The sequence below is a fragment of the Streptomyces sp. NPDC004051 genome (genome assembly GCF_053604275.1).
This window is the reverse complement of record NZ_JBSGHG010000003.1, coordinates 290,361-312,456: the sequence shown is the minus strand read 5'-3', so window position 1 is coordinate 312,456 and position 22,096 is coordinate 290,361. Positions and strand designations below refer to the sequence as shown.

Sequence of the window (22,096 nt, the reverse complement as noted above, 5' to 3'; positions counted from 1 at the left end):
CGTGGCAGGGACGGGGCGGGCGGGGCCTGTGGACAACTCCGGGGGTGTCGGCGGGGACGCCTATGGTGGGTGCAGTGGACGCAGTGGACGCAGTGGACGCAGTGGACGCAGTGGACGCAGCGGGTGTGGTGGGTGCAGCGGGTGTAGTGGACGTGGTGACCGAGAGTGAACGAGCACGGTGTACGGGGGCGGGACGATGGGCGGGACGGGCGGTAGCGGCGGGATGGCAGTGATGGAGAGCGAGGCGCTGGCGACGCTGCGCCGGGTGTTCGGGTTCGAGGCCTTCCGCGGTGAGCAGGAAGCGGTGATCGAGCATGTGATCGCGGGCGGGGACGCCGTGGTCCTGATGCCGACCGGTGGCGGCAAGTCCCTGTGCTACCAGATTCCGTCCCTGGTCAGACCGGGTACGGGAGTCGTCGTCTCCCCACTGATCGCGTTGATGCAGGACCAGGTGGACGCGCTGCGGGCACTCGGTGTGCGCGCCGGGTTCATGAACTCCACGCAGGACTTCGACGAGCGTCGTGTGGTGGAGGCCGAGTTCCTGGCGGGCGAGCTGGACCTGCTGTACCTCGCGCCGGAGCGGCTGCGGCTGGACAGCTCGCTGGAGCTGCTCTCGCGGGGGAAGATCTCCGTCTTCGCGATCGACGAGGCGCACTGCGTGTCCCAGTGGGGACACGACTTCCGGCCGGACTACCTCACGCTGTCCCTGCTCGGGGAGCGCTGGCCGGACGTGCCCCGGATCGCGCTCACCGCGACGGCCACGCACGCCACGCACCGGGAGATCACCGAGCGGCTGGCCATGCCGGACGCCCGGCACTTCGTGGCGAGCTTCGACCGGCCCAACATCCAGTACCGGATCGTGCCGAAGGCCGACCCCAAGAAGCAGCTGCTGGCCTTCCTGCGCGAGGAGCACGCCGGCGACGCGGGCATCGTCTACTGCCTCTCCCGCAACTCCGTCGAGAAGACGGCCGAGTTCCTCAGCCGCAACGGCATCGAGGCGGTGCCCTACCACGCGGGGCTGGACGCGGGGACGCGCGCCGCGCACCAGGCCCGTTTCCTCCGGGAGGACGGCCTGGTCGTGGTGGCGACCATCGCCTTCGGGATGGGCATCGACAAGCCGGACGTCCGGTTCGTCGCCCATCTCGACCTGCCCAAGTCCGTCGAGGGCTACTACCAGGAGACGGGCCGCGCCGGCCGCGACGGGCTGCCGTCCACGGCCTGGATGGCGTACGGGCTGAACGACGTCGTGCAGCAGCGCAAGCTGATCCAGTCCGGCGAGGGGGACGAGGCCTTCCGGCGGCGGGCCGCCCAGCACCTGGACGCGATGCTCGCCCTGTGCGAGACGGCCGGGTGCCGGCGCGCCCGGCTGCTGGCCTACTTCGGCCAGGACGATGACGCCCCGGCGGGCTGCGGCAACTGCGACACCTGCCTCACCCCGCCGGAGACCTGGGACGGCACCGTCGCGGCCCAGAAGGTGCTGTCGACGGTGGTCCGGCTGCAGCGGGAGCGCGGGCAGAAGTTCGGCACGGTGCAGATCGTCGACATCCTGCTGGGGAAGCGCACCGCCAAGGTCATCCAGTTCGACCACGACCAGCTGTCCGTGTTCGGGATCGGCGAGGATCTCAGCGAGGGCGAGTGGCGGGGCGTGGTCCGGCAGTTGCTGGCCCAGGGGCTGCTGGCGGTCGAGGGCGAGTACGGCACGCTGGTGCTGACCGGGGCCAGCGGGGCGGTGCTGCGTCGCGAGCGTGAGGTGCCGCTGCGCAAGGAGCCCAAGAAGCCGGTGACTTCCCGGTCGGGGGCGTCGGGGTCCTCGGGATCGTCGGGCTCCGGGCGGGGCAAGGCCAAGGCCGCCGCGGCCGAGCTGCCCGAGGAACTCGTGCCGGCCTTCGAGGCGCTGCGCGCCTGGCGTGCCGAGCAGGCCCGCGAGCAGGGCGTCCCCGCGTACGTCATCTTCCACGACGCCACGCTCCGGGAGATCGTCACGGTCCGGCCCGGTTCGGTGGCCGAGCTCGGCGGGATCAGCGGGGTGGGCGAGAAGAAGCTCGCGACGTACGGGGAGGGCGTACTGGCGGTGCTGGGGGCGCTGGGCGGGCAGCAGGAGACCGAGAACCGGGCCGGGGCGCAGGGCGCGGCTGCGGACACCACCGGTCCCGCGTCGGACGACTGGCCCGAGATGGACGCCGAACCGGAGCCGGACGACTGGATGTAGCCCGGCGCGGGACAGACCCCGGCGCCGGCCGCGGTGCTAGGGCAGGGCGGTGAGGCCCGGGGCGAAGGTGATCAGCAGGGGGAGGAGGGGGACCAGGGCCGCCGCCGTCGTCGTCAGGGCGCGGTCACGGCGGCCGAGGCGGGGCGGGGGCTTCAGCAGGCGGTCGACGCGCTCGCCGAGCAGGCGGTGGCTGGAGGAGCAGGACAGGACGCCACGGTGCTGGTTGAGCTCGATCAGCGCCAGTGCCGTGGTCAGGTGGCCGCAGCGGCGGGAGGCGGTGTCGTCGGCGGCCAGTTCGACCAGGCGGTGGGTCTGGTCGCAGAAGTGGGTGAACAGCGGGATGCGGGGGAAGCCGGTGGCCAGCGCGGTGGAGAGGTGCAGCAGCCAGTCGTGATGGGCGCGGGCGTGGCCGCGTTCATGGGTGAGGACGGCGTCGATCTGGTGGTCGGTGAGGCGGCGCAGGGCACCGGTGGTGACGATCAGCTGGGGCGGGCTGCCCGGCATCCACCAGGCGTCGGGATACTCGTCCTCCAGCACCAGCAGGGGGCCGCGGGCGGCGGGCAGGCCGGCGGGCAGGTCGGGGGCGCGTTCCAGCAGATGCGCGCGGGCCTGGGCGCGGCGCCGGCGGGCGTCGACCAGCTCCCGTACGAGCATGGCCGTGGTCCAGGCGGCACCGCAGGCCAGCAGCAGGGTGAGGACGGCCGTCCACGGCGGGGCGGCGGACAGGTCGTACGCCGCGGCCACCGCGGGCGGGGCCGGTGCGAAGAGCTGGGCGCGGACGGTGCCGAAGACGGCCGCGGCGCCCAGGGCGAGGGCGGTCACGCAGCACAGCAGGACCGTGGCGACGAGGCACTGCCAGACCCAGAGGGCGACCACCGGTTCCCGCTCCGGCCAGTCGGCCCGGGTCAGCGCGCGGGGGACGGGCCCGGCGGCCGTCACGGCGACAACGCTCAGCAGGAGCACGCAGAGGGTCATGCCAAGGGCTCCGGATCCTGTCGGCAGAGGGGGACTTCGGACCGTGCGGGACGTGCGGGAGCCGCACACCGCCCGCCACCAAGTATGACGGGGAGGGGCGGTGTGCGGCAGGGGGGAGAGGACGATCGGAGAACACCCTTCGGGAGGCGCCCCGGGACCGCCGGGATCAGCCCGCGGGCGTCACCCGTCCCGTGACCTCGCCGAGGCCGACCCGGACACCGTCCGGTCCCGGGGCCCAGGCCGACAGGGTCACCACGTCGCCGTCCTCCAGGAACGTCCGCTTGCCGTCGGGGAGTTCGAGGGCGTCCCGCCCGTTCCAGGTCAGTTCCAGCAGGGACCCGCGCTCCCGCTCGGTGGGGCCGCTCACCGTGCCGGATCCGTAGAGGTCGCCGGTGCGCAGGGAGGCGCCGTTGACGGTCATGTGGGCGAGCTGCTGGGCGGCCGTCCAGTACATGGTGGAGAAGGGGGGCTCGGAGACGACGTGGCCGTTGACGGCCACGGAGATCCGCAGGTCGTAGCCGCCGGGTTCCTCGTCCGTGTCGTCCAGGTACGGCAGCAGTTCGTGGGTGCGCTCCGGTGGCGCCACCCGGGCCTCTTCCAGGGCGTCCAGGGGGGTGATCCAGGCCGACACCGAGGTGGCGAAGGACTTGCCGAGGAACGGGCCGAGGGGGACGTACTCCCAGGCCTGCACGTCGCGTGCGGACCAGTCGTTGAGGAGGCAGAGGCCGAAGACGTGGTCCCGGAAGTCGCCGAGCGGCACCGGCCGGCCCCGCTCGGACGGCGTCCCGACCACGAAGCCGACCTCGGCCTCGATGTCCAGCCGGACCGACGGGCCGAAGACCGGGGCCGGATCGGCCGGCGCCTTGCGCTGCCCCGAGGGCCGTACGACGTCCGTGCCGGACACCACCACCGTGCCGGAGCGGCCGTGGTAACCGATCGGCAGGTGCTTCCAGTTGGGGGTGAGGGAGTCGGCCGCGTCGGGGCGGAAGATCCGGCCGACGTTCCGTGCGTGGTTCTCGGAGGCGTAGAAGTCGACGTAGTCCGCGACGTCGAAGGGGAGGTGCAGGGTCACCGAGGACAGCGGATGGAACAGCGGCCCGACGGTCTCCCGGTGCGCCGGGACGGTCACCCAGGCCGTGAGCGCCCGCCGCACGTCGGACCAGGCCGTCCGGCCCGCCGCCAGCAGCGGGTTGAGGGTCGGGCGGGCGAGCAGGGAGGCGTAGGGGGAGCCCAGTGCGTGTGCTGCCGCGCCGGCGTCGAGGACGTGGTCGCCGAGCCGGACACCCACCCTCTGCTCCGTCGAGCCGGGGGGAGAGAACACGCCGTACGGCAGATTGTGCGGGCCGAAGGGATCGCCCTCGGGGACATCGAAGGGGGGCATCTGGTGCTGCCTCGCTTTCGTGTGCGCAGGTGCTCTGGTGCTTCACGTGTTCGTGGTCGTGCCACACGTTACGGGCGTCGCGGTGCTCTTGGGCAGAGGCGAAGGGGCGGGTTCACGTGCCGCTTCCTCTCGCGTACCGGAAGTTATCCACAGGACGCGACGCAATCTTGACGGAGCGGTGCGAAGGGGGTGACTCTGGGCGGGTGCCGGAAGGCCTCGGGGAGGGGGCGTTCCGATGGCACATCAGGGGGACGGATGGCCATAGGGGAGGCCGGTCCGGGCTCGGCGCGCTCCGGCTCGCAGGTGAAGGGGCTGGAAGAGGTCATGCGCGGCCGGCTCGGCCGGGAGTGTGTGTACGTGCCGTCATGCAGGTTCGGGCTGTTCGTGGCGTTGCGCCACTGGTGCCCGCCCGGCGGCCGGGTGTTGATGTCGCCGGTCAACGACGACGTCATCTTCTTCGTGGTGCTCGCGGCGGGGCTGCGCCCGGTGCAGGCGCCGCTGAATCCGCTCGACGCGTCCATCGACGCCGATGCCGTGCCCGAGGAGGTGTGGGGCTCGCTGTCCGCCGTACTGACCACGAACCTGTACGGCAACCCGGATCCGGCACCGGAACTGCGGTCCCGCTGCGATGAGTCGGGCATCCCGCTGTTCGAGGACGGCGCGCACGCGATCGGCAGCGAGGTCGGCGGGCGGCCGGTCGGCGCCTGGGGCGACGCGTCTGTTTTCAGCCTTTCCAAGCACGTCGGCGCCCAGACGGGAGGCATCCTCGCGCTGGCCGACCCGGACCGGGGCGCGGCGGTGCGGGAGGCCTGCGCCGAACTGCTCACCCCGCGCCGGACGGCGTCCGAACTCACCTACGCGGTACGGCCGTACGCCGAGGCCGCGGTGCGGGGGCTCGGGCTGCGCCGGGCGGCCTGGGCCGCGCTGGGGCGGCTGGGGCTGACGGAGCGTGAGGGGATCCGCATGCCACTGCGTCCGGACGCGCTGGCCGACGCGGTGCGCTCCGCCCCGGATCTGGCCGCGCACGACCCCTGGGTCAGGGTCGACATGCACGACTACCGGCTGACACCCGGCCCCGTGCGCCTGCGCCGGGTCCGGCGCGGGCTCGAACGGCTGGACGACGTCCTGGCGGCCTCCCGCGCGGGCACGGAACTGCTGCTGTCGACGCGGTGGGCCCGGCCGCGTCCGGGCGGTGCGGCGCAGCCGCTGTTCCGGGTGCCGCTGCTGGTGGAGGACCGGGATGCCGCGATCGAGGCGCTGGCGCGGCGCGGCATCGTCGTCGGCTACCTCTACGATCCGCCCCTGGACGACTACGCGGGAGCGGAGTTCACGGACCTGTCGCCCGCGCCCGAGGGCGCTCGCTGGTTCGCACGGCACGCGCTGCCGGTGGACCCGCTGCGGGCACGGGAGGCCGTGGAGGTGCTGGAACGGTCCGGGGCACGGCCGGCCGAGCCGCCCGAGGCACCGGCCGAACTGGAGACGGCAAAGGGACCGGAGACGGCAAAGGGACCGGAGACGGCAAAGGGACCGGAGGCGCCGGAGGGATCGGCGGCGCCGGAGGAGCCGGCGCGGGGCAGGGCGGTACGGCCGGGGAACACGGCGAGAGGGCTGGGGCCGCCCCGTGACTGAGACCCGGGTGCACGAGCCCGCCGTGGTGCGCGGCGGCGGCGCCCCCGAACCCGCCGACCACAAGCCCGGCTCCGACTCGCTGTTCAAGAACGCCTACTTCCTGATGCTCAGCACCGGCGTCTCCGCCGTCCTCGGGCTGGGCTTCTGGCTCGTGGCCGCGCGCTACTACTCCGAGGAGGCGGTCGGCCAGGGCTCCGCCGCCATCGCCGCGATGCGGCTGCTCGCCGGCATCACCGCGACCACGATGATCGGTGCCGTGGTCCGCTTCGTGCCGCGGGCCGGCCGCGAGACCGGGCGCCTGGTGTGGAGCGTGTACGGGGCGAGTTCGCTGGTCGTCGTCCTGGCCGCGGGCGTCTTCCTGCTCACGCTGGATCTGTGGGGCGACTCGTACGCCCCCCTCGGCACGCCGCCGGCGGGCGCGCTGTTCGTCGCGGCGTGCGTGGCGTGGGCGCTGCTCACCCTGCAGGACGGGGTGCTCACGGGCCTGCGGAAGACGGAGTGGGTGCCCGTCGGGAACGCCGTCTTCTCCACCGGGAAGCTGGTCCTGCTGGCGGTCCTCGCGAGCGCGCTGCCGGTACTGGGCATCTTCGTCTCCTGGGCCGTGGCGATCGCGTTCTCCACGCTGCCGCTCGGCTGGCTGATCTTCCGCCGGCTCATTCCGCGTCAGGCCGCCGCCGACCGCGACCGGGAACCGCCCAAGGTCCGGGACATGGGCCGTTTCCTGGCCGGGGACTCGCTCGGCGCCCTGTTCAGCCTGGCGATGATCAACCTGCTGCCGGTGATGGTCGCGGTGAGCTTCAGCGCCGCCGACAACGGCTACTTCTACGTGGCGTACACCGTCGGCGGCACCATGGAGTTCATGGCCATCAACATGGCCTCCTCGCTCACCGCCCACGCCTCGCACGACCCGCGGCAGCTCGCGGACGGCGTCCGGGGGGCACTGCGCCGGATGACGTTGCTGCTGGTGCCGGTGGTGCTGGTGCTCGTGGTCTTCGCGCCGCAGATCCTCACCCCGTTCAGCGCGGACTACGCCGAGCACGGCTCGGCCGTGCTGCGGCTGCTCGCACTCGGGGCGCTGCCCCGGGTGGTGGTGGAGCTGTACATCGGGGTGCTGCGGGTGCAGGGGCGCACCGGTGTGCTCGCCGCCCTCCAAGGGGCCATGTGCGTGCTGGTACTGGGCAGCGCGGCCGTGCTGTTCGGCCCCGCGGGGATCGCGGGGGCCGGGTGGGCGGTGCTGATCAGCATGACGTTGATCGCCGTCGTCTCGGTGTTCGGACTGCGGTCGGCGCTGCGCGGCACGCACGGCGGGCCCCCGGAGCAGGCCGGGCCGGACCGGACCGCACCGGCCCCCGCCGGGTCCACCTACGGCACCCGTTGGGCGAAGCTGAACGCCACCGCCGGGTACGGCACGGGCTGGGCCCGCCGGGCCGCCTACGAGGGCAGGGGAGATCCCGGGCAGGGCGGCGACGACACCGTCACGCTGTTCGTCGGCCGCCCCGGTTACGAACGGGAGGCGCTCCAGGCGGACACGCTGGCGTTCATCGTGCGGCCCCGCCCCGTGGACGGGGACGGACACGGGCAAGGGGGCGCACCGGGCCGGGGCGACGAACCGCACGAGCCGGAGAAACCCGAGAGGCCCGAGAAACCCGAGAAGCCCGAGAAGTCCGAGCGCCAGGGGGAGCGGAGGGAGCGGGCCGCGGGGGACGGGCCGCGGGACGGCGTGGAGGACGCCCGCCCCGCCCGGTCCGGTGCGCGCCGTGCGGCCCCGTCGCCGTCGGCCGGTGACGAGACCGAGCGGCGCCTGCGTGACGTCCTCTGGACGCTGCTCGGACTCGCCACCGTCGTCTTCTGGGTGTCGGTGCGCTCGCTGCCCCGGTCCGGCGGATCCGGGCGGGGGGAGCCGGGGGAACTGACGGGGCGCCTGCTCCTGGAAGGGCTTCCGCTCCCGGCGCTCGCCGCCGGGGGAGTGCTGCTCCTGGTCTTCGTCGCCTCGGTGACGCTGTGCACGCGGCCCGACCCCTGGCTCCCCGGCACAGCGCTGGGCTCCGCCCTGCTCGCCCTGTACGCCGCACCTGTCGTCCTCGGCTGGGAACCGAGGCCGGTGGGCGGGGCGTGGTACGCGCAGACGGCCGTGTTCCTCGCGGACGTGACGGGACCGGCCGGCCCCGAGCCCCTGCTGCGCTGGACACCGCCGGTCTGCCAGTTGCTGTGTCTCGTCCCGCTGTGGCTGCTGTCGGCGCGCGCGGGCCGCGGGCTGTCCTGGCCGGGGCGCTGGGGGGCGCTGTATCTCGTCGCCGTGGCCGGCTGGGTGTGGCGGGACGCGCTCGCACCGGTGGCCCCGCCCCTGCTCGCCGCGCTGCTTCTCCTGCTGTCCCTTCTCCGCCTTCCGCCGCTAAGCCGTGCCGTGCCGGCGGCGCGGCCACCCGACCGTGGAGAACCGAACGGCTGAACCAACGACCGACCGAAACGACCGATCACGTCCCGGAGCCGAACCGTCAGGGGGGAACCACCGTGCGTCCGCCAGCCACTCCACGTGAGAGACCCGCGTCCGAGCCCGCACCCGGGAGCGCAGCGGCGTCGGCCACCCCTGCCGAACCGCCTGCACGGACCGGGCCGGACACCGAGTCCCGGACCGGGTCGCGGACCGACGCGCGGACCGGTCCTTCCTCGGAGTCGTCGGCCCCCGCCCATGAGCCCGTGACGGATCTTTCCGACCTGCCGCCCCTCTGGTCCGCGCCCCGTGCCCTCGCGCTCCGGCCCGCGGTACCGCTGGTGACGGCGCTGGCGCTGTGGCTGTACGCGGTCCGGCACACCGATGTGTCGCACCTCGACGACTACGGCCTGGTCACCGCGCTCCACCCGGGCTTCTGGGCCGGCCTCGCCGTGCTCACCACCGGTTTCTGGTTCACGGTCCGCGACCCGCGGCGGCCCGGCGGCTGGTCCGCCGCGTACGTGCTCGGCCTGCTGGTGATGGAGCGGGCCACCCAGGCCGTGCTCTACCCGACCCCGCTGTACGCCTGGGCGTGGAAGCACGACGGCGTCGTCGACCACCTGCTGACGGCCGGCGGGCTCCAGAACGCCGACCGGATCGGTGACATGGCGGTCTACGACCAGTGGCCGGGCTTCTTCGCCGCGCAGGCGGCGCTGGTGCGGCTGCTGGGCGTGGACTCGGCGGCGATGTACATGGCGTGGTGGCCGCTGGCGTCCAGCCTGATGCTGCTGCTCCCGCTGCTGCTGATCTACCGCACCTTCACCGAGGACCGGCGACTGATCTGGACCGCGGTCTGGCTCTTCCACGTCGCCAACTGGGTCGGCCAGGACTACTTCTCCCCGCAGTCCGTCGCCTTCGCGCTGCATCTCGGTGTGCTGGCCGTGGTGCTGCGCAGATACGGCCGTTCCGGTGAGGGCGGCGGGCGGCACGGGCAGGCCGTCTGGACCGTCCTGGTCACCCTGCTGGTGACGGCGATCGTCATCTCGCACCAGCTCACACCCGGCATGCTGGTCGTGTCGCTGCTCGCGCTGTGGCTGCTGCGCCGCCACCGGGACTGGGTGCCGGTGGTCACCACGGTCGTCATCTTCCTGGCCTGGTGTCTGACGGCCGCGCTGCCCTTCCTGTCCGCCGCGCTGCCGGACATGATCCGCGCGGTGGGCGACATCGGCGGCAACGTCGAGACGGGGTACGGCACCACCCCGACCGGTGCCGGTGCGGTGGCGACCTCGTGGGCGGCCAGGCTGCTGTCGGGTGCCGTCCTGCTGCTGACGGCGGTCGGGGTGTGGCGGCAGCCCGTGCTGCGCTACCGCGCGATGCCGCTGCTGGTGATCACGGCGGCACCGCTGCCGATGTTCGTGGCGAGCAGCTACGGCAGCGAGATGATCTTCCGGGTGCTGATGTTCATGCTGCCCGGTGCCGCCTTCTTCGGCGCCGCCGCCCTGCTGCCCAAGGTGCGGACCCTCGCCGCCACCGAGGCGGCGGCGGAGGCGGCCGCGGAGGCGGCGGCCGGGGCCCGCCGGAAGGGCGAAGCCCGTGCGCGCCACGGCTTCGGCTTCCGCAGCGGCTTCGGCGTCCGGGGCTGGGGCCCGCCGCTGGTGCTGCTCGCCGGGACCCTGGCGTTCGTCCCGAGCTACTCGGGCAAGGACAGGATCAGCTACTTCCCGCCGCAGGAGGTGGCCCTGGTGCAGCGGCTCTTCGACGAGGCGCCCGAGGGCTCGCTGGTCGTCGCCGCCAACCGCAACTACCCGCTCGCCTACGCCTCGTACGGGAGTGTCGACCACTACTGGTTCCTCGAGGACGACCGGAGGCACGTCGACGAGATCGTGCGGGACCCGGCCCGCACCCTCGCCACCGACATGGCCGGGGTGGAGCCTCCCGCCCGGGCCTACCTCCTGTTCACCCAGGGCCAGTCGGCCGACTCCGAGATGAACGGGCAGCTCACCGGTGCCCAGCTGGACCGTGTCCGGGAGGCCGTCGCCGCGTCGCCGCGGTTCCGGCCGGTGGCGGAGACCGACGCGGGAGTGGTGTACGAGCTGAGACAGGGCGAGGACGACGGCACAGAGGGGGAGGGGCGATGACACCGCAGGACTTCGTGAGCAGGATGCTCCCGCCGTTCGGCGGCTGGCTGGCGCTGGCCGCAGTCGCCCTCCCCGGCGGATCGCCGCTGCGGGGCGCGGCCGTCGTCGTCTTCCTGGCGGCGGGGCCCGGTGCCGCCCTGGTCGGCCTCTGCGGTCCCGCCCTGCGCACCCGCACGGCGCGGGGACCCGTCGAGCAGCGCGACCCCGACTTCGCCCGCCACTCCGACCTGCTGGAACGACTGATGCTGGTCGTGTTCGTGAGCATCGGCGCGGTGATGATCGTCGCGACGGTGCTGATCGCCACCCACGCCTTCAGCGCACAGCGCGTGCTGTTGGCCCTGACGCTGCTGACCACGCTCGCCGCCTTCTTCCCGCGGCCGCGTGCCTCCCCGCCGAGGACACGGAAGGGTTCCGTCCTGTGAGGTTCGCCCGTCCCCTTCACCGTATCGCCGCCGCCCTGCGCCGAGCCCGGCGCTCCACCGGCGCGAACACCACCGCGCACCCGGGGCCCGGGACCGCACCTCCGGAGTCGGGCCGGCACCGCATCCCCGGAGCCGGGTCGGCCGCGAACCGCCGGCGGTCGTCGATCACCTCCGCCGTGGTCGTCTGCGCGGTGCTGGTCGCCGTACTCGCGCTGCGCGACGCCTCCGGGCCGTCCGGCTCGGAGCCCTCCGGGACGGGCGAGGAGTGCCGGCCCACGGAGCTGCTCGAACCGCCGTGCGGCGCCTGGTTCGGGGCGTTCGTGCCACACGAACGGGCCGAGCTGGAGGAGAGGGTGAAGGAGTACGAGCGACGAGTGGGCCGCAAGCTCGACATCGTGTACACGTACCACGACATGTCCCTGCCCGAAGGCGCCCGTAGGGAGGGGCAGTTGCTGAGCCCGGAGGAACAACGGGTCGGCGAGGACCGCATGCTGCTGCTCTCCTGGGAGAGCAAGTGGTGGGGCGGCACGAAGGACCAGCAGCCGACGTGGAAGGAGATCGCCGACGGCGATCTGGACGCGACCGTGATCGACGTCCAGGCGCGGCGCATCAGGGACTACGGGCAGCGCACCGGGAAGAAGGTCTTCCTCTCCTTCGACCTGGAGATGGACACGCGCACCCCGGACAACGGCACCCCGGCCCAGTACGTGAAGGCGTACCGGCACATCCACGACCGGTTCCGGGAGCTGGGCGTGGACAACGTGGTGTGGACCTGGATCATCACCGGGTACCTGAACCACGGTGACCTGTTCAAGGGGATGTACCCGGGGGACGAGTACGTCGACTGGATCGGCTACAACCAGTACAACTACTACCGCTGCCACAGGACGAAGTGGCTGACCTTCGAGCAGACCCAGACGGCGACGCACGACTGGATCCGCGAGAACGTCTCCGCCGACAAACCGCTGATGCTCTCCGAGTTCGGCTCGGCGGCCGACGCGTCGCGGCCGGAACGGCAGGCCGAGTGGTACGCGCAGGTGCCGTCCGTGCTGAAGGGGCTGGAGGGGGTCAAGGCCGCGCTCCAGTGGAACCACCGCGATCCCGGACCGCACTGCGATCTGGCCGTGGCCAACGAGGCGGCGTGGGAAAGCCTGCGCGAGGTGGTGTCCGACCCGCACCTGAACCAGCCGACGAAGTGACGTGACCGGGCGGTCGTCCTCGGACCGCCCCTGCGGCGACCGCCCGGTCCGTTCAGCCCGCGAACTCCGGGCCGCGCAGGGCCGCTCGGGCGTGCCGGTACCAGCGCCAGCCGATCGTCCTCGGGCCGTCGCGGTAGGGGGCGACCCGGGCGCCGTCGCCCGCCAGCCAGGCGGCGACGTCGGCGACGGTGTGGCCGCGGCGGACGATGAGGCGGGCGATGCGGTAGCGCTCGTCGCGGTCCGAGCTGAGCGCGTGCCGTACCGCGGTCGCCGTCTCGTAGCCGGCGCGGGACGCCATGGCCCGCACCCGGGGGCTGTTGTAGCCGTGCGGGTAGGCGAGGTGGGGGACAGGGTGGCCGAGGGCGTCCTCCAGCACGGCCTTGGAGTCGACCAGTTCGGCGCGCAGCCGCCCGGCGGTCAGGGTGTCCAGCTGGGCGTGGCTGACCGTATGGCTGCCGATCTCCATGCCGGAACGTTCCAGCTCCGCCACCCGGTCCAGGGTCATCATCGGAGCCGGCGGGAGCAGGCTGCGGCCGTCCGGGGTGATGGCGCCGGTGGTGAGGTACGCGGTGGCGGGCAGGGCGCGTTCGGCCAGCGCCTCCGCGGTGGGGCCGGGCAGGTCCGCGAAACCGTCGTCGAAGGTGAGGAGCACCGGCCGGGGCGGCAGCGGCGCGCGCCCGGCCAGATGGCCGGCGAGCGCGCTGATGGTGACGGGCGTGCGGCCGCTGTCCACGACGGCGTCCAGATGGGCCGCGAACTGCCGGGGCGTGACGGTGAACTCGGCGATCCAGTCGGGCGGATCGTCCATCACGGCGTGGTAGAGGAACACGGGGATGGCCGCCGGGCCCCGCGGGGGCGCCGTCATCTCGTCCCCCTTCCCGTCGTCCGGCTCCCCGTCGTCCGGCTCCCCGCCGCCCGCCGGGCCCGCAGATAGCCGACCGGTCCGTACAGCATCCCCTTGCGCTGCAGACGTGAGAGGCGGCGTGGCCAGGGATGCGTGCGGGTGCCGTGGTCGCCCGGCGCGACCCCCCGGCCACCGGAGGCGCCGCCGTCGCCCCCGCCGGTGTCCCGTACGGCGGTCAGCCCGCGGGCGTGGGACAGCCCGCGGGGCACCCGGGCGAGGAACGCCGGCAGCAGCGCGGGCCGGGCGACCAGGATCGCGGTGAGGTAGGCGGTGAGCCCGGCGCCGTAGCCGAACGCCTGGGTCTCCAGATCGGCCCAGGTCTCCCGGTGGTGGTGCCACACCAGCGCGCCGGGCGTGTAGTGGAGTCTGTGCCCCTGGGTGAGGACCCGGACGAACCCGTAGAGGTCGTCGCCGCCCCGGGCGGGCGTCCCGGCGCCGGTGGCCGGGTCGAAGCCGCCGACCCCGCGCAGCACCTCCGCACGGAACGCCATGTTCGCACCGGAGCCGAACCGGCCCGCGGTGAAGGGGAACAGCGGCTCGTCGCGGGGCGGGTCCTTCGGGTCGTACGTCGTCGGGGTGAACCCCTTCGCGAAACCGCCGTGGCTCTCCAGCAGGACCTGGGCCGGGGTGCGGAGCCGGGCGGGCAGGATCAGGCCGGTGGCACAGCCGAGTCCGGGGTCGGCCGCGAAGGGCGTGGTCAGCTCGGTGAGCCAGCGGGGGTCGGCGACGACGTCGTCGTCGGTGAACGCCACCACCTCGCCGCGGGCGGCGGCGAGCCCGGTGTTGTGCGCGGTCGCCAGTCCGGCGACCGGTTCGCACACGTACCGCACGCGCTCCCCGTACTTCCGCTCCACCAGGTCACGCGTCCCGTCCGTCACGGGCGCGTTGTCGACGACGACGATCTCGAAGTCGGGGTGGTCCTGCGCGAGGAGCGAGTCGAGCGCTCGGGCGAGCTGTCCGGACCGCTCCCGGGTGGCCACGACGACCGAGGTGCGGGGCGGCGGCGGTCCGGCGGCCCCGGACCTCTCCGCGCCCTGCCCCTGTCCTGGCCCCCCGGCCGGCTCCCGTCCGTGCTCCGGCCCATGCTCCGGCCCGTGCTCCTGCCGTGCGAGCGCCGCCAGGACCGGTGCCGGATCGGCCCCCTCCGGCACCCGCCCCAGCAGCGTGCCCACCGGCCGGCCCGCCCGCCTGACCAGCACGAACACCTCTCCGTGCGTCACCGGTGGGCTGTCCGGACCGGGTCTGAGGGCGGTCTCCTCACCGTTCAGGTCCAGTTCGGCGACCTGAACCGCTCCGATGTCCAGGAACCGCCGTATCTCCTCCTGCGCACGTGCCGTGCGGGCCATGAGCCCTCCCCCTCCTCATGAACGGTCCTCATGAACGGTCCCCGCGAACTGCCCTGACGAACGGTCCTCACGAACGGCCCCTCATGACCGGCGCAGCCGCCCCGCCCCCTTCAACGCCCGTGACGCCAACGACGCGAGACGCGGGCGGGCGCGGACGAAGCCGTGCGCACGGCGTGCGGGCTCGCGGCGCAGCAGGTGCAGCGCGGCCCCCAGGCCCGGACGCGTCGCCTCCCCTTCGTGGACGGCGAGTTCGCCCGTTTTCAGCGAGTCCTTGTACTCGGCCGGGCCGCGCCCCATGTCGAGCAGGCCGATGCCCTCGCCGGCCGCCGCCTCCGCCATGCGCAGATGCAGCACCAGCCCCGGCGAGTACTTCGCGAACTCCACGTCGTACGCCGGGAACCAGCAGGCCAGGACCGAGGACGAGCGCAGACCGAAGTGCGCGGCGACGGGGCGGTCCCCGGCGTACAGGACGGACAGCGTGCCCGTGCACTCCGGTGCCCGGGTCTCGGCCAGGCGCCCCACGAGCCGCGTGATCCACTCCTGCGCGAACCGGTCGCGCCGCCCGGTCCTGCGGTACTGGGCCGACTTCCACTCGATGAGCGCGCGCAGCGCGGCCGGGTCGCGTTCGTCGAAGACGAACCGCACCGGTCCGGCCGCCTGGCGGCCGAGCCTGCGCTCCTTGGCCAGTGTGGTCTTCAGGAACTTCGGCGACTGGGCGCGCAGTACGGACTCGTAGGTCTCGTAGCCCTTCTCCACGTCGATGACATAGGTGGCGTGCTCCTCGGCCGCGTACGGGACGAACAGGGCCTGGCCCGCCTCCAGGTTGTCGAAGGCGAAGCTCGACACCGAGCAGGCGCGCAGCAGTTCACCGGTCTCCGGGGCGAGGCCCGGACGCAGGACGGCGCCCTGGCAGTCCGACACCCCGAGCCCGATCGCCCGGCCCTGCCCCAACGCGCCCCGCTCGTACGGCAGGAAGCCGGCCGGTTCGGCGGACGTCCCCTCGTACAGGACCGCCACCCGGGCCCGCGGCCGCACCCGGGACACGGCGGTGGCGAACTCCGGTTCCATGAAAGGGCTGCGTGGTGCGTCCGTCGCGGCGCGCAGCTCACGCCAGCGTTCCCGTTCACCCGCGCCGAGCTCCTCGAGCCTCAGCACACGTGTGCGTCCACTGCTCACCTGACCCCCCGATCAAGTCCCCCCTGGACTCTTGGAAGGTACCGCCCGGAACCCCCGGGCCGGTAGGTAGCGGACCATGTTGTCGCCAAGTGGTGCAGAGGCCTTCAACGGGTCCGTACCCGCTGATGACGGAAACGGCGGGGTGCGCGGCGACGGTGCGCAGGATAAGGGGTGCGGGTGGGCGGACGGGGGCGTTCCGGGTGAGGGTGAGTCGGGTGGGCCCGGTGTCCGTATTCTCTGATCATGGCCGCACCCACCGATTTCTCACTCATCGCCACCGACCTGGACGGGACGCTGCTGCGCGGCGACGACTCCCTCTCCGACCGGTCTCTCGCCGCACTGGCGCTGGCGACGCGGGCCGGTGCCCGGCACCTCGTGGTGACGGGCCGACCGGCGCCCGGGGTGCGGCCGCTCCTGGACAGACTGGGGAGCACGGGGCTCGCGGTGTGCGGACAGGGCGCGCAGGTGTACGACGCCGGCGCGAACCGGCTGCTGCACTCCGTCACGCTGGACCGGGAACTGGCGGAGACCGCGCTCGGCAAGATCGAGGCCGAGGTGGGGGAGGTGTACGCCGCGGTCGACCAGGACGGGGTCGACGGGCTCACCCTGATCGAGCCGGGCTACCGGATGCCGCACCCGACGCTGCCCTCCGTCCGGGTCGGGCGACGGGACGACCTGTGGGTGCTGCCGATCACCAAGGTGCTGTTGCGCCACTCCTTCCTGAGTGACGACGAGTTGGCGGAGACGGCGCGTTCGGTGGTCGGCTCGCTGGCCACGGTCACCATGTCGGGACCGGGCACCGTGGAGCTCCAGCCGTGCGGTGTCACCAAGGCGACGGGACTGGCGCTGGCCGCCGAGCACCTGGGGCTGAGCCGGGAACGGACCGTCGCCTTCGGCGACATGCCCAACGACATCCCGATGTTCCACTGGGCGGCCCACGGTGTCGCCATGGCCAACGCGCATCCCGAGCTGAAGGCGGTGGCCGACGAGGTCACCACGACGAACGAGGACGACGGCGTGGCCGTCGTCCTCGAGCGGTTGTTCGGCGCGGGGAGCGGGGCGGGGCGGGACGGCACACGCCCCACCACGTGCCGTTCCGGCCTCCGCCCCGACGGGTGACCCCGCGCACCGGGCGTGTCCCGGTGCGCCCGGACGTCCCAGTGGGCGACGTCCCAGTGGGCGATGTCTCAGTAGGCGCCGAAGACGTTGTCGATCGAGCCGTAGCGGTCCGCCGCGTAGTTGCAGGCGGCCGCGATGTTCGCGACCGGGTCGAACGGGTCGAAGGCCGTTCCGGGCACGTGGTACGCCTGGAAGGTCGGGTCGATGACCTGCAGCAGGCCCTTCGACGGGGTGCCGGCGACGGCGTTGGAGTCCCACAGGTTGATGGCCTGCGGGTTGCCGGAGGACTCGCGCATGATGTTGCGGTGGATGGAGTCGTAGCTGCCGGGGATGCCGTGCTGCGCCATGATCGACAGCGCCTCGCGGATCCAGCCGTCGAGGTTGTCCGGGTACGCCGTCGCGGTGCCGGCGGCGGCCGGGGCGGACGACACGGGGGCGGCGGAGGCGCTGGTGGCGCCGAAGACCGGGAGGGCGATCGCCGCGACGGTGGCGACGGCGAGGGAGCGGACGAGGCGGGTGCGGCCGAAGCGGCGCCGACCGGATGCGGGCGTGGCGGACATGGGTGCGTTCCTCTCCTACGCCTGCGAGGTGAGCTGTCGGGTTCGGGCGGGAGAGTGCCCGGCCGCGCCCCTGAGGGCGTGGCTTCACCCCGAGCCGTCCCGGTGAACCGGTCCGGCGACTTACCTGGGTCCCCCGCTCCTGCCGTGCGTGAGTGAGTTGATCGACGGGTGGTGCGGGCGGTGGCAGGATTCGGCGTCCGCCCGACAGGCCGGGAACGTATGCGAGAGCGCATGTCGGGAACAAGTGCGAACATTACGTATGACGCCGTTTGATCTTGTCTCGGGCTATTTGGGGGACTTGATCCTTTGCGGGCGTCAACGGTCAACTCGCGTGCGGTGAAAGGGAAGGCGTGCCCGCGGGGGAGGCGCGGGCGGGCCGGGTGGCGCGTGACCGACCTCACTGGCCGCACCGTGCGGACGCATTTGCCGCCAAGGGGAATTCCATTTCCAATTACGGCAAATCGGGCATCGGGGCGGGCAGGATGGGGTGTGTGCCGGGATGCGGTTCGGGGTGCGGGCGGGGAAAGGTGTTCGAAAAGTTGGTGAATGTCCCTTGTTGTCGACCGGTCGGAAACGATCTGATGGTGATCCGATGCCGGAGGGCGCCGTGACGTGCCGTCCAGGCGTGCTCGGACGGGCTCGGGGGAATGTGGGTGCTGGCGGTGATCGAAACATGACCGGATACGCTGACTCGAGTGATGTCAGCGACCTATCGACAACCAGCGACCCAGTGGTGAACGGTGCAAGACGTCTGAGCGTCAGTGGACACCAGCAGACAGGAGACCCCTCGTGACCGTCGTCGGGCCATTCGGGCTGAGCGTGCGGGACCAGGCTCTGGAAGCCGATGTCCGGGCCGGGATGACGGCTGTCGAGGAAGGGCTGCTCGAGGCCACCAAGAGTGAGGTCCCCTTCATCACGGGCGCCGCCCAGCACCTGGTGCGGGCCGGCGGCAAGCGGTTCCGGCCGCTGCTGGTGATGCTCGCCGCCCAGTTCGGCGACCCCCACGCGCCCGGCGTCGTACCGTCCGCCGTGGTCGTGGAGCTGACCCACCTGGCCACGCTGTACCACGACGACGTGATGGACGACGCGGGTGTGCGGCGCGGGGTGCCGAGCGCGAACACCCGCTGGGGCAACTCCGTCGCGGTCCTCACCGGCGACTTCCTCTTCGCGCGCGCCTCGCACATCCTGGCCGACCTCGGGCCGGAGGCCGTACGGGTGCAGGCGGAGGCGTTCGAGCGGCTGGTCTCCGGCCAGATCCTGGAGACCGCGGGACCGCAGGACGGCCGCGATCCGGTCGACCACTACCTGGACGTCCTCAGCGGCAAGACCGGTTCACTGGTCGCCGTCTCGTGCCGGTTCGGCGCCATGATGTCCGGCGCGGACGACGCGGTCGTGGACGTGCTGACCCAGTACGGCGAGCGGCTCGGGATCGCCTTCCAGCTCGCCGACGACGTGCTGGACATCGCCTCCGACTCCCACGAGTCCGGCAAGACCCCGGGCACCGACCTGCGCGAGGGCATTTCGACCCTGCCCGTGCTGCGGCTGCGCGAGCGGGCGGCCCGGCAGGGCCTGCCCGAGGACGTCGCGCTGTGCGAGCTGCTGGACTCCGACCTCAGTGACGACGGCCGGCACGCCGAGGCACTGCGCCTGCTGCGCGCGCACCCCGCGCTGGAGCAGGCCCGCCGGGACACCGTGCGCCATGCGCAGGAGGCCCGCGCGGTGCTGGCGCCGCTGCCGGAGTGCGAGTCGAAGACGGCCCTGGTCGAACTGTGCGACGCGGTGGTGCACCGGGCCGGCTGACCCGCCCGGCGCCCCGACCCCGACCCCGACCCCTACTGGTCGGGGGAGGGAACACCTCCTCGTGTCATACCGCAGCAGTACACGGAGTTGAGTCCGGGGTCTGACGCTTCCTCGCGTGGTGTTTGGTCAGATGGACCATGACGGACACCACTCCTCACCGCTTCGGGTGAGGATGGCGGCTCAGGGTGTGACTGGTGCGAGGAACACGAGACGCAGGCCGCCGCCGACCACGGAGGTAAGGCACACATGGCACCGTACGAATCCGACGACACGACGACCGCGGGGGCGACCCGCGAGCCGGGCCCGGGCCGGCGCAGGGCCGCGCGGTACATCGTCCCGGTCACGGTGATGGGAGTGGCGGCCGCGACCATCGGGCTCGTCCCCGCGATCGCGAACTCCGGCGCCCCGGACCTGCCGGAGATCACCGCCGCGCAGCTCATCGAGAAGATGGCCGAGTCGGACACCGAGCGGCTGTCCGGCACCGTGAAGATCACCACCGACCTCGGACTGCCGGACCTCGGCGGCCTGGAGAGCAGTCTGGCCTCCGGCGCCCTGGGCCGCGGCGAGGGCGGCTCGTCCGCCGACCCGACCGCGAAGCTCACCGAGCTGGCCTCCGGTACGCACACCCTGCGCGTCGCGGTCGACGGCCCCGACCGGCAGAAGGTGTCGCTGCTCGAGAACGCCGCCGAGTACAGCCTGATCCACAACGGCAAGGACGTCTGGGGCTACGACAGCGCGTCCAACGAGGTCTACCACGGCACGGTCGACGAGTCCGCCGAGGGCACCAGGGGCGAGGACCGGGAGAAGCAGCCCCCGGCCATGCCGAAGGACTTCGCCGAGGAGGCGCTGAAGGCGGTCGACGACACCACGTCCGTCACCGTCGACGGCACCGCGCAGGTGGCAGGCCGCGACGCCTACAAGCTGGTCGTCAAGCCCAAGCAGTCCGGTTCCACGGTCGGTGCGATCAGCATCGCGGTGGACCACGAGACCGGGACGCCGCTGAAGTTCACGCTGACCCCGACCAGCGGCGGCGCCGCCGTCGTGGACGTCGGCTTCACCAAGGTCAGCTTCGACCGGCCGGCCGCGTCGACCTTCGACTTCACCCCGCCCAAGGGCGCCAAGGTGACCGAGGAAGGCGCCCTGGAGGACGGGAAGAAGGGCGAGGAGCCCACCGGCCGGCCGGAGGGCGCCCCGAAGTCCGAGGAGGACCTCTCCGAGGGGCCCGGCGGGCTGAAGGTGCTCGGCGAGGGCTGGAACTCCGTCGCCACCTTCGACACCGGCGCCGAGGGGGGTCTGCCGACCGGTTCCGAGGGCGGTGACCTCGGCGGCTTCCTCGGCTCGCTCGGCGACCGGGTGAAGGGCGAGTTCGGCACGGGCACCGTGTTCAGCACCCGCCTGGTCAACGCCCTGTTCACCGAGGACGGCAAGGTCTACGTCGGCGCCGTCACGAAGGACGCGCTGGTGAAGGCCGCCGACGAGGCGAAGTGACGGGCTGAGCGACAGGCGGGGCGACGGGGGAGGAGACGGGCGATCGGGTCCCGGGACCTCATGACGAGGTGACCGGGACCGGTGGCGGCCACGGCTCCGCCGCCCGTGCCACGGAGAGCAGCAGCGCCTCCCGCCCGTGCGGTGCCACCACTTGGAGCCCGGCCGGGCAGCCGTCGCTGCCGAACCCGGCCGGGAGGCTCAGTGCGGGGTGCCCGCTCACGTTGAACGCCCAGGTGAGCGCGGTGGAGTAGACGTCACCGGGGCCCTCGTGGCCGTGCGGCGCGGTGGGCGTCGTGGGGGTCAGCAGCAACTCGGCGTGGGCGAAGAGGCGGGCCAGCCGCCGGTCGTTCGCTTCCCGGACGCGGTGGGCCTCGGCGAGGTCGGGGCGGGACCCGCCGGGGGCGCGCAGGGCGAGCCAGGCCGGCGCGGGGTCCAGGAGCAGCGGAGGGCGCGGGGGCCGGACGAGCCGTACGGCTCCGGCGTCGACGAGCCGGGCGACCGCGGCTCGGGCCAGCGCGACGGGCTCCTCGTCGGGATCGGCGAAGCCGAGGCCGGAGGACCAGACCGCGGTGCGGGGACCGGGCGGCGGCACCGCGACGGCGGTGGGCGGCGGCGACACCGCCCGCCACCAGGCCGCCGCGTCCGCTGCCGTCCGGGTGAGGACACCGGGTGCCGCGAGACCCGTGCGGTCGGGAGAGGGAAGGCGGCCGTGGGTGGCCTTCAGGCCGACGACCCCGCACCACGCCGCCGGGATGCGTACCGACCCCGCGCCGTCGCCGCCCGTCGCCAGCGGCACCAGCCCCGCCGCCACCGCGACCGCGGCCCCGGCCGAGGAACCGCCCGGAGTGCGCTCCGCCCGCCACGGGTTGACGGTCCGCCCGTGCGCGCCGAGTCCCCAGGTCTGCCAGGGGGTGCCGGGTCCGGGTACGGCGGTGGCGCCCACGGCCACACCACCGGCCGCGAGCAGCGGACCCGCCGCCCGGAGCCCGTGCCGCCCCTTCACGGCGATCGGCACCCCGGCCAGCGGCAGCCACTCACCCGAGCCGGGTGGACCCGCGTCGACCCGGGCGTCCACCTCGGCCGCCCGGCGCAGCGCCTCCTCGGCCCACACCTCGGTGAACGCGCACAGCACCGGATCGGCCCGCTCGATCCGCGCCAGCGCCCCCGCGACCGCATCGACGGCCCGCAGCCTCCGGGCGCGCACCGCGGCGGCGATCCCCGCCACCGTCTCGGCCCGTGCCCCGCGGAACTCCGACCCCTGTCGCATGCCCGTCCACATGCCCCTCTCCTGCCACACCGTCCGGATCCCCATGTCGGCC

General features: G+C 73.3%; 16 protein-coding genes and 1 riboswitch. Of the genes, 9 read left to right on the top strand and 7 right to left on the bottom strand.

Going from position 1 to position 22,096, the window contains the following annotated elements:
- The first annotated feature begins 196 nt into the window (after positions 1–196).
- A complete protein-coding gene (recQ, locus tag ACWEQO_RS06755) occupies positions 197–2,209 on the top strand; it encodes a DNA helicase RecQ (RefSeq protein ID WP_452979635.1) in 2,013 nt (670 codons plus the stop codon).
- A gap of 36 nt (positions 2,210–2,245) precedes the next feature.
- Here the strand turns inward: recQ and ACWEQO_RS06750 are convergent, their stop codons facing one another.
- Both ACWEQO_RS06750 and fahA read right to left on the bottom strand, forming a co-directional pair.
- Entirely contained in the window at positions 2,246–3,184 is a 939-nt protein-coding gene (locus ACWEQO_RS06750; protein ID WP_361449693.1) for a M56 family metallopeptidase, read from the bottom strand.
- A gap of 166 nt (positions 3,185–3,350) precedes the next feature.
- A complete protein-coding gene (gene fahA / locus ACWEQO_RS06745; protein WP_361449696.1) occupies positions 3,351–4,565 on the bottom strand; it encodes a fumarylacetoacetase in 1,215 nt (404 codons plus the stop codon).
- A gap of 255 nt (positions 4,566–4,820) precedes the next feature.
- Here fahA and ACWEQO_RS06740 point away from each other — a divergent pair, with 255 nt between their 5' ends.
- The 5 genes from ACWEQO_RS06740 to ACWEQO_RS06720 all read left to right on the top strand — a co-directional run bounded on the left by ACWEQO_RS06740 (position 4,821) and on the right by ACWEQO_RS06720 (position 12,384).
- A complete protein-coding gene (locus ACWEQO_RS06740; RefSeq protein WP_452979630.1) occupies positions 4,821–6,194 on the top strand; it encodes a DegT/DnrJ/EryC1/StrS family aminotransferase in 1,374 nt (457 codons plus the stop codon).
- Entirely contained in the window at positions 6,187–8,643 is a 2,457-nt protein-coding gene (locus ACWEQO_RS06735; RefSeq protein WP_452979627.1) for an oligosaccharide flippase family protein, read from the top strand. The genes ACWEQO_RS06740 and ACWEQO_RS06735 overlap by 8 nt, the downstream gene beginning before the upstream one ends.
- Before the next feature lie 248 nt (positions 8,644–8,891).
- Complete coding sequence (locus tag ACWEQO_RS06730; RefSeq protein ID WP_452979623.1) at positions 8,892–10,763, top strand: glycosyltransferase; 1,872 nt, start codon at positions 8,892–8,894, stop codon at positions 10,761–10,763.
- A complete protein-coding gene (locus ACWEQO_RS06725) occupies positions 10,760–11,185 on the top strand; it encodes a hypothetical protein (protein ID WP_452979620.1) in 426 nt (141 codons plus the stop codon). The genes ACWEQO_RS06730 and ACWEQO_RS06725 overlap by 4 nt, the downstream gene beginning before the upstream one ends.
- Positions 11,182–12,384: a glycoside hydrolase family 26 protein gene (locus ACWEQO_RS06720; protein WP_452979617.1), complete on the top strand. Its 1,203-nt coding sequence runs from the start codon at positions 11,182–11,184 to the stop codon at positions 12,382–12,384. Before ACWEQO_RS06725 ends, ACWEQO_RS06720 begins: the two co-directional genes overlap by 4 nt.
- A gap of 52 nt (positions 12,385–12,436) precedes the next feature.
- Here the strand turns inward: ACWEQO_RS06720 and ACWEQO_RS06715 are convergent, their stop codons facing one another.
- The 3 genes from ACWEQO_RS06715 to ACWEQO_RS06705 form a co-directional block, all read right to left on the bottom strand.
- Positions 12,437–13,249 carry a polysaccharide deacetylase family protein gene (locus tag ACWEQO_RS06715; RefSeq protein ID WP_361449714.1) on the bottom strand — a complete coding sequence of 271 codons (813 nt, stop codon included), beginning with the start codon at positions 13,247–13,249 and terminating at the stop codon, positions 12,437–12,439.
- Entirely contained in the window at positions 13,246–14,634 is a 1,389-nt protein-coding gene (locus ACWEQO_RS06710; RefSeq protein WP_452979613.1) for a glycosyltransferase, read from the bottom strand. Before ACWEQO_RS06710 ends, ACWEQO_RS06715 begins: the two co-directional genes overlap by 4 nt.
- Before the next feature lie 81 nt (positions 14,635–14,715).
- Positions 14,716–15,789, bottom strand: a complete 1,074-nt coding sequence (locus ACWEQO_RS06705; protein WP_452979610.1) for a GNAT family N-acetyltransferase — start codon at positions 15,787–15,789, stop codon at positions 14,716–14,718.
- A 264-nt stretch (positions 15,790–16,053) separates the two neighbouring features.
- Here ACWEQO_RS06705 and ACWEQO_RS06700 point away from each other — a divergent pair, with 264 nt between their 5' ends.
- Positions 16,054–16,929 carry an HAD family hydrolase gene (locus tag ACWEQO_RS06700; protein WP_361449723.1) on the top strand — a complete coding sequence of 292 codons (876 nt, stop codon included), beginning with the start codon at positions 16,054–16,056 and terminating at the stop codon, positions 16,927–16,929.
- A 68-nt stretch (positions 16,930–16,997) separates the two neighbouring features.
- Here the strand turns inward: ACWEQO_RS06700 and ACWEQO_RS06695 are convergent, their stop codons facing one another.
- Entirely contained in the window at positions 16,998–17,489 is a 492-nt protein-coding gene (locus ACWEQO_RS06695; protein ID WP_361449726.1) for a transglycosylase SLT domain-containing protein, read from the bottom strand.
- A 3-nt stretch (positions 17,490–17,492) separates the two neighbouring features.
- Positions 17,493–17,654, bottom strand: a riboswitch (cyclic di-AMP (ydaO/yuaA leader).
- Positions 17,655–18,278: 624 nt separating this feature from the next.
- Between ACWEQO_RS06695 and ACWEQO_RS06690 the strand changes: the two genes are divergently transcribed.
- Positions 18,279–19,289 carry a polyprenyl synthetase family protein gene (locus tag ACWEQO_RS06690; RefSeq protein ID WP_452979605.1) on the top strand — a complete coding sequence of 337 codons (1,011 nt, stop codon included), beginning with the start codon at positions 18,279–18,281 and terminating at the stop codon, positions 19,287–19,289.
- A gap of 246 nt (positions 19,290–19,535) precedes the next feature.
- Positions 19,536–20,777 carry a LolA family protein gene (locus tag ACWEQO_RS06685; RefSeq protein ID WP_452979602.1) on the top strand — a complete coding sequence of 414 codons (1,242 nt, stop codon included), beginning with the start codon at positions 19,536–19,538 and terminating at the stop codon, positions 20,775–20,777.
- Between the two features lie 58 nt (positions 20,778–20,835).
- Here the strand turns inward: ACWEQO_RS06685 and ACWEQO_RS06680 are convergent, their stop codons facing one another.
- Positions 20,836–22,044, bottom strand: a complete 1,209-nt coding sequence (locus tag ACWEQO_RS06680; protein ID WP_452979599.1) for an amidase family protein — start codon at positions 22,042–22,044, stop codon at positions 20,836–20,838.
- Positions 22,045–22,096 lie beyond the last annotated feature (52 nt).